The sequence below is a fragment of the Sphingomonas sp. GW822-FHT03G08 genome (genome assembly GCF_058801135.1).
On sequence record NZ_JBXAMZ010000001.1, the window covers coordinates 2,227,759 to 2,243,985 of the forward strand.

The 16,227-nt window shown below is 66.2% G+C and carries 8 protein-coding genes and 1 tRNA gene; 5 read left to right on the plus strand and 4 right to left on the minus strand.

Going from position 1 to position 16,227, the window contains the following annotated elements; all coding sequences use genetic code 11:
- Positions 1-103: 103 nt before the first annotated feature.
- Positions 104-1,120 (minus strand): dipeptide epimerase, encoded by a 1,017-nt coding sequence (locus AC1RJ5_RS10145; RefSeq protein WP_342251026.1) that lies wholly within the window; start codon positions 1,118-1,120, stop codon positions 104-106.
- A gap of 10 nt (positions 1,121-1,130) precedes the next feature.
- Positions 1,131-3,107, minus strand: a complete 1,977-nt coding sequence (locus AC1RJ5_RS10150; protein ID WP_493113131.1) for a serine hydrolase domain-containing protein — start codon at positions 3,105-3,107, stop codon at positions 1,131-1,133.
- Positions 3,108-3,255: 148 nt separating this feature from the next.
- Here AC1RJ5_RS10150 and AC1RJ5_RS10155 point away from each other — a divergent pair, with 148 nt between their 5' ends.
- Positions 3,256-3,885, plus strand: coding sequence for a helix-turn-helix domain-containing protein (locus tag AC1RJ5_RS10155; RefSeq protein ID WP_269573999.1), 630 nt, complete (start codon positions 3,256-3,258; stop codon positions 3,883-3,885).
- Positions 3,886-4,128: 243 nt separating this feature from the next.
- Here AC1RJ5_RS10155 and AC1RJ5_RS10160 read toward each other — a convergent pair whose 3' ends face one another.
- A complete protein-coding gene (locus AC1RJ5_RS10160; RefSeq protein ID WP_493113134.1) occupies positions 4,129-6,786 on the minus strand; it encodes a TonB-dependent receptor in 2,658 nt (885 codons plus the stop codon).
- Between the two features lie 222 nt (positions 6,787-7,008).
- On the opposite strand from AC1RJ5_RS10160, the gene AC1RJ5_RS10165 reads away from it, so the two are divergent.
- Both AC1RJ5_RS10165 and nagA read left to right on the plus strand, forming a co-directional pair.
- Positions 7,009-7,752, plus strand: coding sequence for a GntR family transcriptional regulator (locus AC1RJ5_RS10165; RefSeq protein ID WP_269573997.1), 744 nt, complete (start codon positions 7,009-7,011; stop codon positions 7,750-7,752).
- 81 nt (positions 7,753-7,833) lie between these two features.
- Positions 7,834-8,958, plus strand: a complete 1,125-nt coding sequence (nagA, locus tag AC1RJ5_RS10170) for an N-acetylglucosamine-6-phosphate deacetylase (RefSeq protein WP_342251029.1) — start codon at positions 7,834-7,836, stop codon at positions 8,956-8,958.
- Positions 8,959-9,772: 814 nt separating this feature from the next.
- Here the strand turns inward: nagA and AC1RJ5_RS10175 are convergent.
- Positions 9,773-9,848: transfer RNA gene (locus tag AC1RJ5_RS10175), tRNA-Thr, on the minus strand.
- Positions 9,849-10,043: 195 nt separating this feature from the next.
- Here AC1RJ5_RS10175 and AC1RJ5_RS10180 point away from each other — a divergent pair.
- Positions 10,044-11,321: a PAS domain-containing protein gene (locus AC1RJ5_RS10180; RefSeq protein WP_446746007.1), complete on the plus strand. Its 1,278-nt coding sequence runs from the start codon at positions 10,044-10,046 to the stop codon at positions 11,319-11,321.
- 157 nt (positions 11,322-11,478) lie between these two features.
- Complete coding sequence (locus AC1RJ5_RS10185) at positions 11,479-16,077, plus strand: NAD-glutamate dehydrogenase (RefSeq protein WP_493113137.1); 4,599 nt, start codon at positions 11,479-11,481, stop codon at positions 16,075-16,077.
- Positions 16,078-16,227 lie beyond the last annotated feature (150 nt).

Genomic DNA, 16,227 nt, shown 5'->3' on the forward strand with positions numbered 1-16,227 from the left:
GGCGGCCGGTAAGCTGCGCGGCACTTGGCGCGTACGCAGCCACTCCTTTGCCTAATCAGGATGCTATTATCCTGATTAGAGAAGAGTCAATCCAATTTGACAATTAAGTTGCAGGCGTGGCCAAAAGGGCACGCTGGCCCCACACCGCCTCGGGGCAGTCGATATATCCGTCGCGATAGACGATGCCCGGCGTGCGGTCGGCAGCAAGGAAGGTCGGCCCGTCCAGGTCCACCACGTCGCAGAGCTGGCCGAGCAGCCAGGCCGGCGCCATCGCCCAGCTCGACCCGACCATGTTGCCGACCATCACGTCGAGCCCCAGCGTCCGCGCGCGCCTGGCGATCGCGATCGCCTCGGTGAGGCCGCCGCATTTGTCGAGCTTGATGTTGACCGTCTGGAAGCGCCCGACCAGCCCGTCGACATCGGCGAGCGTCAGCGCGCTTTCGTCCGCGGCGATCGGGATTGGCGAGTTGAACCCGTCGAGATCAGACTCGCGCCCACGCGCCAGCGGCTGTTCGAGCAGCGCGATCTCGCATTCGACCAGGGCCGCGACCAGCGGGTCGAGTTCGTCCGCCTGGAAGCCCTGGTTGGCGTCGACCCCGATCCAGCATCCGGGCCGCGCGGCGCGCACCGCCCGCACCCGGGCGATGTCGAGGTCGAGATCGCCGGTCAGCTTGAGCTTGAGCGCACGGGCATCGGCATAGGCACGCGCGCCCTCCGCCATCACGCCGGGATCGTCGGCACCCAGCGTGAAGGTGGTGAGCAGCGGCCTGGGTTCGGGAAGCCCGGCGAGCTTCCACACCGGTACCCCCTCGCGCTTGGCATCGAGCTCCCACAACGCGCAATCCGCCGCGTTGCGGGCGCCGCCGGCGGGCAGCTCGGCCTGCAGTTCGGCGCGGGTCATCCCCGCACTCAGGCCGTCGCGCACTGTCTCCAGCGCGGCAGCCATCGTCGTTTCATCGTCCCCCAGATAATAGACGCCGCTCGCCTCACCACGCCCCGTGTGGAGGCCGTCGGAGACAGTGACGACCACCACCGGAGACTCGGTGAAGACATGACCGGAGATGCGGAACGGCTTCGCGAAGGGAAGCCGTTCCACGGCGATGTCGAGCGAGCGGCGCATCACCACGCCCTCAGAACTCGGTCCCGAACGAGACCAGGTGGAAGGCGAGTGCCACCCAGAGGATGAAGAACACCCCCAGCACCAGCAGTACGCTCCAGATGCGGGCGAACCAGCCGCGCTTGTCACGCCAGGTGAGCCAGGCGTTCCAGATCGACAGTCCGAACATCCCGAAGAATGCCAGCGTGCCGACGAACTGGGTCAGCAGGATCAGCCAGTCGGTCGAGCCATGGCTCTCGAAATTCTCGAGCCCGGTGATCACGACCCCCCAGAGCACCAGCGCCAGCAGCACCAGCCAGGCGAAGCCGCGCAGTGCGCGATAGGTGCGCCGCGCCTCGCCTTCGAGCTTCAGCGGCGCTGCATAGCGACGGCGGGCGAACCAGCCGACGGGCCAGGATAGTGCGCTGAGCAACACCATGCCCACGCCGAACAGCAAAGCCGGCACCAGCCAGGCCGAGTCCAGCGCGGCGGGCGTGCGGTACCAGATCATGAACGGCGAGACTTCGCCGAAGCTCCAGCGCACGACCTTGCCGTCGACCACCTGCGCCGCGAGCCGCTCATGGCCATAGGCGTCCTGCCAGACAAAGGGCGCGACTTCGATCAGCTTGCGCGGCGCGCCGCCCGGGCTGGTCAGCGCCGGGATCACCGGGCGCCCCTCGGCGTCGAGCGTCACCTTGGTATCGCCGAGCAGGTTGATGATCTTGGCGAAGCTCGATTCGATGCGGCGGCTGTTGGTCCAGCTGCCGACGAGCAGCTTGGCGTGCTCCTTGGCGGTGGGCAGTTCCTTGGGCGCCGCCTTGTTCGGATCGGGCAGGTAGCGATCGGCGAACTCGTCGAACAGCGAGCCGCGCAGCACGCGGGTCACCCCGTCCTTGCCGCCGCTGTTCATCGAAATGTAGAGCCCGACATTGTCTTCGGGGAAGATCCAAAGGTCGCTGTGGAAATAGACGGTGTCGCCGCCATGCGCGATCGCGCGGTGGCCGTTGATGCGCTGCTCGTAGAAGCCGAGCGCCATTTCGTTGATCGCCGGGATCGCGCTGGGCTGGGCAGTGTGCATCAGCTTCGCGGTCTCGGGCTTGAGCAGCGGCCCGCCATTGGCAAGGTGCGCGATCATGAACTTGGCCATGTCGCCGCCGCTAATTGCCGAAGCACCCGCCGGCGCCATGCCGATCAGCTCATAGCCCTTGGCCTTGCCCGAGCCGAGTTCATAGCCCTGCGACATGAACGGCTTGAGCCGGTCGGGCAGCGGCTGGCGGAAGCTGGCATAGCGCATGCCCAGCCGGTCGAAGATGTTCTTCTCGACATAGTCGTCGAAGCGCATCCCGGACGCGCGCTCGACAATGTAGCCCGCCAGCGCGGTGGCATAGTTGGAATAAGCCGGCGTGCTGCCCGGCGCATAGATCCGCTCGGGGACGCGGTGCTTGAGCACATCGCCCAGGCTCGGCACCGGCTTGCCGAAGCTCAGCAGCCCCTTGATGATCTCTTCGAAACCGGCCGTGTGCGTCATGATGTTGCGCAGCGTGATCGGCTTGCCCTGATAGGGCGGGATCTTGAAATCGAGATACTGGTTCACGTCCGCGTCGAGGTTCAGCTTGCCGGCCTCGACCAGCTGCATCACCGCAGTCCAGGTGTAGAGCTTCGACGTCGAGCCGGGGCGGAACAGCGTGGTCGCGGGATCGACCGGCTTGCGCTTCTCGACATCGGCATAGCCGAAGCCGCGCTGCGTCACGACCTGGCCGTCCTTGACGATGACCACCACCGCACCGGCGACATCGCCGCGGGCGAGCGCATAGGGCATGAAGCCGTCGAGCCAGGCATCGGCATCGGCCTTGGTCAGATTGGCGGCGACCGCCGGCTTGGCGACCGGCGCGGCGGGCGCGTTCGTCTGCGCCACGGGAGTGAGCGGTGATGGCGCCTGGGTGAAGGCCGGCACCGATATGGCAATGCCCAGCAGCCCCGCTGCCAGCACCCCGAGCGAACGTTTCCACATAAAGCGTCGTCCCCCTTTCCTCTCGCCCGCCCAGGACTCCGGCATGTCGATTGCGCCGGTATCCGCCTGCGGCTAAGCTATGCTCAATGAATAATCCTGATTAGGACATGATGATCCTATTCAGAAAAATGTCAAACAGAGGCGCCGCATGGCAACGAAGCTGAAGCCCGAGCATCCAACATTGGGCACCCTGCTAAAGGCGCTGCGCGCCAGGAATGGCTGGACGCTCAAGGAGATGAGCCTGAAGAGCGGCATCCCGGTCTCGACCCTGTCCAAGGTCGAGCATGACCGGCTGACGCTGACCTATGACAAGCTGCTCCAGCTCAGCCAGCGGCTGAACATCCGCATGTCGGAGCTGTTCGCCGAGAATGATTCGGCGCCCGAGACGCAGGTGACCGCGCGGCGCAGCATCGGCGACCTCGATCGCGCGGTGCGCGTCAACACGGCCAATTACGATTATTACTACCTCTGCACCGAGCTGCGCCGGAAGCGGATGATCCCGGTGATCACCAAGGTGCGCGCCAAGACCGCCGAGGAGTTTGGCGATCTCGTCCACCATTCGGGCGAGGAATATATCTTCGTCGTCAGCGGGCGGATCGTCGTCCACACCGAATTCTATGATCCGGTGCCGCTCGAGGCCGGCGAATCGATCTACATCGATTCGAACATGGGCCATGGCTATGTGACCGGCGACGGCTGTGACGAGGCCGTGATCCTGGGCGTCTGCTCGAGCGCCGAGGACGGTCTCATGGACTCACTGCTCAACCTACACGCCTGATTGCCTATGCGAACGGTTGGATGAGACGATCGGTAACGCGAATGTCGGCCTGTATGTGAAACACCGCTCGGCGCGACGCGGCAGTCCAGCGAATCGCGGAGAGCATTCCCACGAGCAGCGGACCAATGGCGGCCATCCTTCCAGACATTCGCAAAGCGCGTGGCGACCGCGCGAAGCTGCAAGGTAAAAAGGACCGGCGGGCGGACGATTGCGCGTCCGGCCGCCGGTCCAGGGGTTGGAGGGTCAGAAGTTCACATTGACGGTCGCGAGGAGCTTGCGGCCGTTCTTGTACACGCCGCGCGGCAGGCGCTGCGTGTTGGCATAGGCGTAGTATTGGCTGTCGGTCAGGTTCATGCCCGAGACGGTCAGCCCGACTTCCTTGGTGATGTTGTAGGTAGCCGACACGTCCACATTGGCGCTGTCGCGTACATACATCTGGTCACCCCGGTCGATGCCGGTGAAGTACTTCGAGCGCCAGGTATAGGTTGCGCGCAGGGCGACCGGACCGCTCTCGAAGAATGGGCTGAGGCTCGCCTGGTGCTTCGAGTTGTAGGGCAGGTCCGCCCCTTCCTCGCCCTTGCCGTCCGCATAGGTGTAGTTGGCGAGCAGGCCGAAGCCGAGCGGCAGGCTCTGCTGATAGGCGATCGCGAAGCCCTTCACATTGGCCGAGCCCGCATTGAAGGGCCGGCTGATGTTGTAGGTGGTCACGGCGCCGACGAACTGGTTGAAGTACTGCTCGCGGGCAGTCTTCTGCAGAATGTAATTGCCGATATCCTTGTAGAACACCTCAGCCGCCAGGATCGCGCGCGGCGCGAAATACCATTCGAGCGACGCGTTGTAGTTGGTCGATTCGTAGGGCTTCAGATTCGGGTTGCCGCCACCGCCGGTGCCGATCTGGTCAGACAGCCAGAAGTAGTTCGACATGTCGGCATAGTTCGGCCGCGCGATCACCTGCGCCGCGGCGAAGCGGAAGGTCAGGTCCTTCTGCAGCGCGATCGCGACGTTAACGCTCGGCAGGACATTGTCGTAGGAGCGGGTCGTCGTCTGCCAGATCCAGTCGGCCTGTGCGTTGCACGCGGCACCCGGCTTGCAGACAAAGCCCGCGCTCTCGGTCTTGGTATGGACATAGCGCGCGCCGATATTGCCGCGCAGGGCGCCCTGCTCGAAGTTGATCTGGCTGTAGAGCGCCTGGATGTCTTCCTTGATGTTCCAGTTGCCGGCGGTGAACTCGGCGGCGGCGAACATCGAGGGAGTCGGCAGGTTCGGGCGGCCCTGGACATAGTCCACCATCGAATCGCCGTTGATGACGAAGCGGTCTGCCATCTGGTCGTTGATGCCATCAAAGCCCGACAGATAATTGCCCTTGACCGGACGCGTGTCGAAATTGCTCGCCGGCACCGAAAGGCCGGTCAGCGCGATGCCGGCATATTCCTGGCCGGTCTCGTGATGGCGATACTTGTAGCCGAACGACCAGCGCTTCAGCGAGCCGTCGAACTTCAGGCCGAGATCGACCTGGCCATAGCGCTCCTTGTCGGTGGTCGGCTTGTTGACGAGGTTGCCGCTCCAGCCCGGATCGGTGGCGAAGGCCGCCGGATTGCCGAGCACGTTGCTGCCATAGGTCAGCGTGCCGGGCTTGTCGGGCGCGCCGCTGATGTCGACGGTATAGTCGGCCCAGTTGAGGAACTCGAGGAACACCTGCTTCTTGGTGCCGCCGTCCGCATCCGACACGCCGCCCTCGACATTCAGGTCCCAATGCACGTCGTCCCAGCCGATCTGGCCGCGGAACGTCTGCGAGTGCATCTCGGCGACGCGATATTGCGCATCCAGCACCGACAGCGCGTTCTTGAAGCTCGCCTTGGTGACGATGCCGTTGTCGACGGTTAGGCCGGTCAGCGAACCGGCGCTGTTCCAGACATTGCCCGGGAAGGCGTACATCGACTGGTTGAGATTGTCGTAGGTCGCGTCGATGCGCAGCCAGTCGGCAGTGACGGTCAACTCGTCGACCGGCTTCCACTGGGCGGTGGCGGAGTAGGTCAGGCGCTCGCGGTTCTGCTCGAAATAGGAAGTGCCGAACGCGTTCGGGAACTTGGCCCCCGGGTTCGCGGTCAGCGTGGTCGCGCAGGTGGCCGTGCAGTTGCCCGTGGTGATCGAGCTGGTGCCGGCGTCGTTCTTGCCGGCCCAGAAGTCCGCGGTGATCGTGCCATAGCTCTCCAGGCCGTCGCGGCGCAGACGATCCTTGGCGCGCTGGAACGAGGCAAGGATGCCGAAGGTCTTGCTCTCATTATGCCAGCTGACCAGCGCCGAGCCCTGGACGTCGCCCTTCTCCGAGCGATCATTGTAGAGATAGCCGAGCGAGCCGGCGACCACGAAGGGCTTCAGCTCCAGCGGCTTGCGGGTGAGCACGTTGACGGTGCCGCCGATCGAGCCTTCGTCGATGCGCGCCTCGGGCGACTTGTAGACGTCGACGCGGTTGACCAGCTGCGGCGCGAGCAGCGCATAGTTGAAGGTACGGCCCGGCGAATCCAGAATGAACCAGTCGGCAGAAGCCACGGTCTGGCCGTTGAGCAGGGTGCGGTTCAGCGCCGGATCGGTGCCGAGGATCGAGACCTTCTCGCCCTGGCCGAACTGGCGGTCGACGGTGACGCCCGGAACCAGCGTCAGCGCTTCGGCAACGTTGGTGTTGGGGAACTTGCCGACATCTTCCGCCGAGACCGAGTCTATGATCGAATCGGCCTTGCGCTTGGCATCGATCGACTGGGCGAGCGATGCGCGGAAGCCGGTGACGACGATCTCGCCTTCATCGGCAGGCTGGGCAGTGGTGTCGCTGGTCTGTGCATGCGCGGCGCCGGTGAGCAGCGCCATGGCGCTGGCCGTGCCGATAAGAAATCCCCGGATCCCCATGTCTCATCCCCTTGGTCAGATGTTTCTGAACTTCGTTTTATTCTTTGTGGTACGCCGTTGGTATACCAGTCGCGTACCAATACCCGTACCATTCCTTAGGTCATGAGGGTCGTCAAGACGGATTCTTACATTGGGATTACAGTCCTCTGAAATTTTCTACTGACAATGGTACGTTAGTGGTACTAGTGTTGCATAAGGCGCACAGCCGACTATGGGGAAGCGATGCCGCTGCTGGCAAAAAAGATCAGGCCGTTCGATGGCCGGGGAAAAGGGCCGCTATACCGGCAGCTCGAGAACGCGTTGCGCGAAGCCCTGCTCGATAACCTGCTCAAGCCGAATGAAGCGCTGCCCGCCGAACGGGATCTGGCTGCGGACCTCTCGGTCTCTCGGATCACCTTGCGCAAGGCGATCGACAAGCTGGTCGACGAGGGGCTGCTTGTCCGCCGCCACGGCGCGGGCACCTTCGTGGCCAGCCGGGTCGAAAAGCAGTTCGCCAAACTCTCGTCCTTCTCGGAAGATATGGCCTCGCGCGGGCGGACCGTGCGCAGCGAATGGCTGATCCGCACCGCGAGCGCGGTGACGGGCGAGGAATCGCTGACCTTCGGCCTCAGCCCGGGCACCGAAGTCTACCGCTTCCACCGCATCCGCTATGCCGACGACGTGCCGATGGCGCTCGAATTCGCGATCATCCCAGGCTTCGGCCTGCCGGGGATCGAGGCGGTCAGCTCCTCGCTGTACGCCGCGCTCGAAGCGACCGGAAATCGTCCCGTTCGGGCGCTCCAGCGATTACGCGCTGCCCTGTGCGACGCAGAACGGGCGGCCCTGCTCGGCGTCGATGTGGGCGCGCCCGTGCTCTATATCGAGCGGCGCGGCTTCCTGGCGGATGGCCGGGTAATCGAGGCAACGACCAGCTGGTATCGCGGCGACGCCTATGACTTCGTCGCCGAACTCGACACACGCGGCTAAGCTGATGATCTCCTCCCATCCGCGCCGCGGGACCATCCCCGCGCACGCCGGTCAGTTCGCCGAGACGACCGGGAAGATTCGATGCGGGCGCTGATCCCCACGCGCGCGCTGGTGGACGGCGCGCTGCAGACCGGCATCGCCGTGCTGGTCGATGGAGCGCGCATCATCGACCTGGTTCCCGCCGGCGCCCTTCCCCCGGATGCCGTGCGGGAGTCTCTGCCGGGCACGCTGGTCCCCGGCTTCATCGATACCCAGGTGAACGGCGGCGGCGGCGTACTGTTCAACGACGCGCCCACCGTCGCCGGCATCGCCGCGATTGGTGCGGCGCACCGTCGCTTCGGCACCACCGGGTTCCTGCCGACGCTCATCAGCGACGACCTCGACGTGATCCGCCGCGCAGTGGCCGCAGTCGATGCCGCGATCGAAGCGGGTGTGCCGGGTGTGCTCGGCATCCACATCGAGGGTCCGTTCCTCAACGTCGACCGCAAGGGCATCCATTCGGCCGAGAAGATCCGCCCGCTCGACGAGGACGGCATGGCGGTGCTGACCGGCCTGAAGCGCGGCCGCACCCTAATCACGCTCGCGCCCGAACGGGTCTCCCCAGCGCAAATCGAATCCCTTGTCGCTGCCGGCGTGGTCGTCTCGGCCGGGCATACCAATGCCAGCTATATCCAAGCCAAGGCGGCGGTGGCTGCCGGCATGCGCGGCGTGACCCACTTGTTCAACGCGATGTCGCCGCTCGGTTCGCGCGAGCCGGGGATGGTCGGCGCTTCGCTCGATTCGCCTGAACTGACATGCGGCCTGATCGTCGATGGCCATCATGTGAGCCCGGCGACGCTTCGTCTGGCGCTACGTTGCAAGCCCAGCAGCGGCTTCATGCTGGTGACCGACGCGATGCCCTCGGTCGGCTCGCTTGCGAGCGAATTCCTGCTTCAGGGCCGCCGCATCACCGTGAAGGACGGGGCTTGCCGCAGCGACGACGGAACGCTGGCCGGCTCGCATCTCGACATGGCGGCCGCGGTACGAAACGCGATGTCGATGCTCGGTCTCGACATCGCGACGGCAGTGGAGCTGGCGAGCGCCAGCCCCGCTGCGCTGATCGGCCTGGGCCGGACGCGAGGCCGCATTGCCGCCGGCTTTTTGGCGGACCTCGTGCTGCTCGACGACGCAGGACGGGTCATTGCGACCTGGATCGGCGGGCGCTAGCCCATCCCCTGGCAGGCCCGAACCGGACAGTGGTTTCATAGTTTGTTCTGCGCGAAAGTTGTCGGCCGGCCAGCCACCCGTTCGCGGCCTTTCCGCGGTGCACGGCCGATCCTAAACCGGCCAGTCTGCAAACGCCCCAATAGCGGACATTGATGCCTGATGAGGCTTTGGCGTAAGACGGGCAGCAATGATTGCCGGTCTCCTAGCTCCCATCACTATGGCAATGGCCGCACTTCTTGCGGCGGAAGATCGTTGGCTTTTTCTACCCAGTGACGGAACAGCTACGATCGCTCTCGACCGTTCCAGCATAATTCAAGGACGGCGGCAGAAACTTTGGGTTCGCGTAACCTGGGCCAAGATCCGCGATAATGCCGCTTACTCGGATTGGCTTGAGAATTTTGACTGCGCTACCCAGTCGAGCTTCCCAAGCCGCATAATCGATTATGCTGCAGATGGGACTGTCCTTCGGAAGCTGGATGGCGACGAGGACTTGATGAGCATATTCCGAGATGCTGATCTGGCCATCGTGCATGATGTGGCTTGCGGCGCGGGGCCATCGAGTGGTGCTCGGAGTGGCAGCTAACCACCCAGGCTCATGTGCAACCACGTTAGCTGGGGCATCCTGTTGCTGGATCGCCGAATAATCCATGCGAAGCCAACTGCATATTTGGACTTCAGCCAGACCTCTTCCGCCACGTTGGTCGCGTCAACCTGCTCAGGCTAAGTCGGACCCATTTTCCTACCTAGAACGCCCCACGCACGACCCAGCCGAACGCCCGTCCGCAGGTCCCTGGTTTCAACGCTATAAAGTGGGTGGTGCCGCCTACAGGACTCGAACCTGTGACCCCCGCATTACGAATGCGATGCTCTACCAGCTGAGCTAAGGCGGCCAACCAAGCAGGAGCGCTTCCGCCCCCGAAGGAGCGGCGCGCTTACCAGCATGTTTCGGGGCTGACAAGCACCCGCAATGGCCCCGCCATCAAAACCCGTCGAAAAGCGCCGCCTTTACGCGACGTTTACCACAGGCGGGGCACAAGCCTTGCTACAAGTACAAAGGGGCCATTGCCCCGAGTGGAGCATTTCGCATGGACATGGCGCGCGGCATCAACCACCCGCTCGGCTCGAACCCCGGGCACGAGGCGGACGACGCCGTAAACGATCGCGAGCTGACGATCGGCACCGATGAGCGCCGCATGCATGTGCGCGCCTATAATCACTGGGTCTCGCTCCTCCATGGCCGCGCCTATCCGTCGATCGAGGATCTCGATCCCGACAACATCATGGATTTCGGCGCGCACAGCGTGCTGCTCGATTTCTCCAAGGGCGTCGACGATCCCGCGATTCGCTTCCTCGGCCGCGCGCTGCGCGAGGAGACCGGCCTCGACGCGACGATCACCCATGTCGCCCAGGTGCCCAGCCGCTCGCTGCTCTCGCGCCTGACCGATCATTATCTCCAGATCATCGCGAATCGCGCGCCGATCGGCTTCGAGGCCGAGTTCGTCGGCACGCGCGGGCACAATACGCTCTATCGCGGCATCCTGATGCCCTTCTCGTCGAACGACGACACGATCGACTTCATCTATGGCGTGATCAACTGGAAGGAACTGGTCGACGCCGAGACCCAGGCCAGGCTCGAGGCCGAGGTCGACGAAGCGCGCCGCACCGCGCCGCGCAGCCTCGTCGCCGCCCCCGTCTGGGCCGATGGCCCGAGCGCCGGCTTCGATGCCCCCGCCGCCGCGGAAGCCCCTGCCCCCGAATCGCCGATCACCGTCGATGCCAGCCTGGCCGACAAGCTGCTGCTCGCCCGCGAATCGGCCGCCGCCGCCCGCGCGTCGGACACGCGCAGCCGCTCGGCACTCTACCGCGCGCTTGCCCGGGCCTATGATTTCGCGCTCGCCGTCGATGACGATGCGGAAGGCTATGCCGAACTGCTCGCCGATGCCGGGCTCACCGTCCAGGCCCGCGCACCGATGACGCCGGCCGTGAAGCTCGTCTTCGGCGCCGATTACGACAAGACCCGCGTCACCGAATTCGCCGCCGTGCTCAGCCATGCCAAGCGTACCGGCGTGCCGCAGGGCGGGCTCGATGCGTTCCTGGATGGCGCCGAGGGCGGCATCAAGGGCGTGGTGAAGGCCGAGCGCGAATTCCGTCGCCCGCCGGCCAGGCCCGATGCCTTTGCCGAGATCGCCGCTGAACTGCGCAGCCGCCCGCCGCTCGGTCATGTCGACATGACCGTCGCGATCCCGGCGGACCGCGAGTTCGTCGTGCTGCTCGCCCGCGCCGGCAAGCAGGGCCTCGACATCGTCGCCCAGGTCGAGGACAGCCCGCTGACCGAGCGCCTGGTGCGCAAGGCCGCGGCCTGAAATCCGCCGCTTCGGCGGCCCTTGGCCTCCAATACTCAGAGCTTTCCCCCGCACGAGAGTCACTTTCGTGCGCCGGCTCCACAATGTCCGCACGTTTGTAATTTTCTTACAGAACGAGTCTTGAGCCGGTCACTCCACAGGCGTAGGCGGTACTGCCATGAAAAGCATGATGACGTCGCTGACGCAGGCGTTCGAGGCGCGGTTGCTCGAGGGAGCGCTGCCGGGAGAGTTGGAAGATTTCGGCGAGGCCGAGCGCACGGAGGCGGCGAACTTCGTCGCGGAAGCTGCCGCCGTCCGTCCGCCGGACACGGCGAAGGTCGTGCTGGAGACCTTCCAGGGCGAGGAGAGCCGCCGGATGCGGCTTGCCGTCGTCAATGACGACATGCCCTTTCTTGTCGATTCGATCTCGGGCGCGATCGCGACCTATGACGTCGCCGTCCACCGCATCATCCACCCCGTGATTTCCGTCGAGCGCGATGGCGCCGGCAAGCTCCAGTCGATTGACGCCGGCAAGCGCGAATCGATGATCTATATCGAGATGGAGCGCGCCGATGCGCGCGCGCGCCGCAGCCTGGTCGTCGAGCTGGAGCGCACCCTCGCCCAGGTCCGCGACGCGGTGCATGACTGGCGCGCGCTGCAGAGCGCGATCGGCGCCGATGCCGCCACCGTCGGCGGGCGCGAGGGCGCCAAGCTGCTGCGCTGGTTCCAGGAAGGCGCGATGACCCTGCTCGCGCACGAGACCTGGACCGCGAGCGGCGATGTCGGCGACCAGCTCGGCCTCGCCCGGCACGAGCTCGACACCCCGATCCTCGCCGAGGCTTCGCGCAAGGCGGCGGTGGAGTATTTCCGGAAGGGCGGCGAAGTGCCGCTGCTGCTCAAGTCCAACTCGATCTCGCCGGTGCACCGCCGCGTGCCGCTCGACATCGTCGCGGTGCCGATCCTCACCGGCAGCGACGTGACCGGCCTGTCGATCCATGCCGGGCTGTGGACCAGCGCCTCGCTGTTCGCCAATCCCGAGGACGTGCCCGTGCTGCGCTCGCGGCTGGAAGGGCTGGAGCGCAAGTTCGGCTTCGATCCCAAGGGCCATACCGGCAAGGCGATGCAGCACGCGCTGACCGCGCTGCCGCATGACCTGACCACCGCCTTCGATGCCGATTCGCTCGAGCATCTGGTGCTCACCTCGATGTCGGTCGCCGACCGGCCGCGCTCGAAGCTCGCGCTGGTCAAGAGCCCGCTCGGCCGCCACCTGTTCGCGTTCGTCTGGCTGCCGCGCGACGAAGTCGGCACCACCCGGCGCGAGGCGATCGGCACGATGCTCGCCGATGCCGCCAGCGCCAAGATCATCAACTGGTCGATCGCGCTCGAGGACGGCGAGGTCGCGTTGCTGCGCTACACGCTCGACCTGCGCGCCGGCGGAGTGATGCCCGACGCCGAGGCGCTCGACAACCAGCTCGAGCGGATGATGCGCGGCTGGGCGCCCGCGGTCGAAGCGGCGCTGCTCGACGATGCCGGCCCCACCGGCGCCACCCGCCTGACCCTGCGCTACGCCTCGGCCTTCCCGCCCGCCTACCGCACCACCTCGACTCCCGAGGAAGCCGCGCGCGACATCCTCCACCTCGCCCGCCTCGAAGGGCCGGGCGACCGCTCGGTGCGGATCACGCCGGTAGACGGCAAGCCCGGCGAATACCGGGTGAAGCTCTATGCCCAGGGCGCCGCGCTCGCGCTGTCCGACGCGGTCCCCGCCTTCGAGAATTTCGGCTTCCGCGTGATCGAGGAAGTGCCGACCGAGCTCGCCGGCGGCGCCTTCGTCCATGACTTCGCCGTCTCGGCCACCGGGCTGAAGGGCGACACCGCGGTGATCGAGGACGCGCTCGCCGCCGTCCTCGCCGGCAATGCCGAGAACGACCTGTTCAACCGGCTGATCGTCGAGAGCGGCATGAAGCCCGCCTCCGTCGTGCTGTTCCGCGCCTGGTTCCGCTATCTGCGCCAGACCGGCATGAACTACGGCATGGCCACCGTGGTCGACGCGCTGCGCCGCGCCCCCAACGTCGCGACTGCGCTGATCGAGCGCTTCGACGCCGCGCACAATCCGGCGCGCGCCGGCGACGATGCCGCGATCGAGGCGGCCGCCGCCGCGATCGAGACCGGCCTCGCCCAGGTCCAGGCGATCGACGACGATCGCATCCTGCGCACCATCCGCGGCGTCGTCCTCGCGACGCTCCGCACCAACGCCTATGCCCCCGCGGCAAAGGAAGCGCTGGCGTTCAAGCTCGATTCGGCCAAGGTGCCGGGCCTCCCCGCCCCGCTCCCCTGGCGCGAGATCTGGGTGTACAGCCCGCGCGTCGAGGGCATCCACCTGCGCGCCGGCCCGGTCGCGCGCGGCGGCCTGCGCTGGTCCGATCGCCGCGACGACTTCCGCACCGAGATCCTCGGCCTGATGAAGGCGCAGCGCGTGAAGAACGCGGTGATCGTGCCGACCGGCGCCAAGGGCGGCTTCTATCCCAAGCAGCTCCCCTCGCCGGCCACCGACCGTGACGCCTGGTTCGCCGAAGGCACCGAGAGCTACCGGATCTTCATCCGCACTTTGCTGTCGATCACCGACAACATCGTCTCGGGCGCGGTCGTCCATCCGGACAGCGTCCGCATCCTCGATGGCGAGGATCCCTATTTCGTCGTCGCCGCCGACAAGGGCACCGCGACCTTCTCCGACGTCGCCAATGCCATCGCGATCGAGCGCAACTTCTGGCTGGGCGACGCCTTCGCCAGCGGCGGTTCGGTCGGCTATGACCACAAGGCGATGGGCATCACCGCCAAGGGCGCCTGGGTCTCGGTCCGCCGCCACTTCCTCGAGATGGGCACCGACATCCAGTCCGAGCCGGTCACCGTCGCCGGCTGCGGCGACATGTCGGGCGACGTGTTCGGCAACGGCATGCTGCTGTCCAAGGCGATCAAGCTGGTCGCCGCCTTCGATCACCGCCACATCTTCCTCGATCCCAACCCGGATCCCGCCGCGTCGTGGGAAGAGCGCAACCGCATGTTCGCCCTGCCGCGCTCGAGCTGGGCGGATTACAACCCGTCGCTGATCTCGCAGGGCGGCGGCGTCTTCCCGCGCACCGAGAAGTCGATCCCGCTCTCTCCGGAAGTCCAGGCGCTGCTTGGCCTTACCGTCAGCGAGATCGATCCGGTCTCGCTGATCTCGGCGATCCTCAAGGCCCAGGTCGGCCTGCTCTGGTTCGGCGGCATCGGCACCTACATCAAGGCCGCGTCGGAAAGTAACGGCGAGGTCGGCGATCCCGCCAACGATCGCCTGCGCGTCAATGCCGAGCAGCTGCGCTGCAAGGCGGTCGGCGAAGGCGCGAACCTGGGCGTCACCCAGGCCGCACGCATCGCCTTCGCCGCGCTCGGCGGCCGCATCAACACCGACTTCATCGACAATTCGGCCGGCGTCGATTGCTCGGACAACGAGGTCAACATCAAGATCGCGCTCAACCGCGAGATGATCGAAGGCCGCCTCGAGTTCGAGGACCGCAACACGCTCCTCGCCTCGATGACCGACAATGTCGCGCACCTGGTGCTCGAGGATAACCGCCTGCAGACGCTCGCCCTCTCCTTCATGGAGAATGACGGCTATGTCGCGCTGCCCTCCTATGTCCGCGTCATCGAGATCCTCGAAGGCTCGGGCCGCCTCGATCGCGCGGTCGAGGGGCTTGGCAGCAACGAGGAGCTGCTCCGCCGCGCCCAGGACAAGAACGGCCTCACCCGGCCCGAGCTGGCAGTGCTGCTCGCCTCGACCAAGCTGGCGCTGCAGGACGCGATCGAGCATGCCGATCTCGGCCAGGATCCGGCGCTTGAGGACGATCTCATGCATGCCTTCCCCCAGGCCATGCAGGATCGCTTCGCCAAGGCGATCGAGGAGCATCGCCTGCGCACCGAGATCATCGCGACCAAGCTCGCCAACCGCGTGATCAACCGCCTCGGCGTGCTCCATCCCTTCGAGCTTGCCGAAGAGGAAGGCGCGGCGATGGCCGATATCGCGGCGATGTTCGTCGTCGCCGAGCGGCTGTTCTGCCTGCCCGCCTTGTGGGAAGCGGTCGAGACCGCCCCGATCAGCGAAGGCGCGCGCCTCGCGCTGCTCGACGAGATGGCGGTGGCGGTGCGCGGTCAGGTCGCCGACCTGCTCCGCGTCTCGCCGCCGGGCGCCAGCCCCGCCGAAGTGATCGCCCGTCTCAAGCCCGGCATCGATTCGCTCGACAAGGCCGCCAAGGGCCTGCTGCTCGACGAAGTGAAGGCGCAGTCGAACCGCATCTCGTCGCGGCTCGAAGCCGCCGGCGCGCCGGCCGAGCTGGTCGCCCGGGTGGTCAAGCTGTTCGAGCTGGACGGCGCGGTCGGCCTTGCCGATCTCAGCGTCCGCATGGGCACCGACGTGACCGCGCTCACCCGCGCCTTCACGTCGCTCGGCCAGGCGCTCGGGCTCGACTGGGCCCAGTCGACCGCCGCGCGCATCACCACCGGCGATGTGTGGGAGCGCCTGCTGATCGCCGGCCTCGCCCGCGACTTCCAGCAGATCCGCCTCGACTTCCTCCATCGCGGCGAAAAGGGCGAGCCCCAGGCCGCCGTCGATGGCTGGCTCTCGGCCAATGCCCCGCGTGTCGAGCAGTTCGCCGCGCTGGTCCGCCGTGCCCGCCAGTCGGCGGTGCCCAATGCCGCGATGCTCGCGCAGATCGCCGGCCAGGCCCGCGTGCTGCTGGGGCGGTAGAGCGATCCGCTTCCCCACCCTGCAAGGGGAGGGGAAGCCTTGCGGCCGTGTCCCTCCGGTTCCCCGGCGAAAGCCGGGGCCCAGGGTTTCTCTGCCGCATCGCTTGTGACCCTGGGCCCCGGCTTTCGCCGGGGAGCAGCCAAGCAACCG

What these genes read in the sequence shown, in the direction of transcription:
- AC1RJ5_RS10145 (WP_342251026.1), bottom strand. Translation starts at nt 1,120, where the DNA reads ATGCGCCGCTCGCTCGACATCGCCGTGGAACGGCTTCCCTTCGCGAAG.
- AC1RJ5_RS10150 (WP_493113131.1), bottom strand. Translation starts at nt 3,107, where the DNA reads ATGTGGAAACGTTCGCTCGGGGTGCTGGCAGCGGGGCTGCTGGGCATT.
- AC1RJ5_RS10155 (WP_269573999.1), top strand. Translation starts at nt 3,256, where the DNA reads ATGGCAACGAAGCTGAAGCCCGAGCATCCAACATTGGGCACCCTGCTA.
- AC1RJ5_RS10160 (WP_493113134.1), bottom strand. Translation starts at nt 6,786, where the DNA reads ATGGGGATCCGGGGATTTCTTATCGGCACGGCCAGCGCCATGGCGCTG.
- AC1RJ5_RS10165 (WP_269573997.1), top strand. Translation starts at nt 7,009, where the DNA reads ATGCCGCTGCTGGCAAAAAAGATCAGGCCGTTCGATGGCCGGGGAAAA.
- nagA (WP_342251029.1), top strand. Translation starts at nt 7,834, where the DNA reads ATGCGGGCGCTGATCCCCACGCGCGCGCTGGTGGACGGCGCGCTGCAG.
- AC1RJ5_RS10180 (WP_446746007.1), top strand. Translation starts at nt 10,044, where the DNA reads ATGGACATGGCGCGCGGCATCAACCACCCGCTCGGCTCGAACCCCGGG.
- AC1RJ5_RS10185 (WP_493113137.1), top strand. Translation starts at nt 11,479, where the DNA reads ATGAAAAGCATGATGACGTCGCTGACGCAGGCGTTCGAGGCGCGGTTG.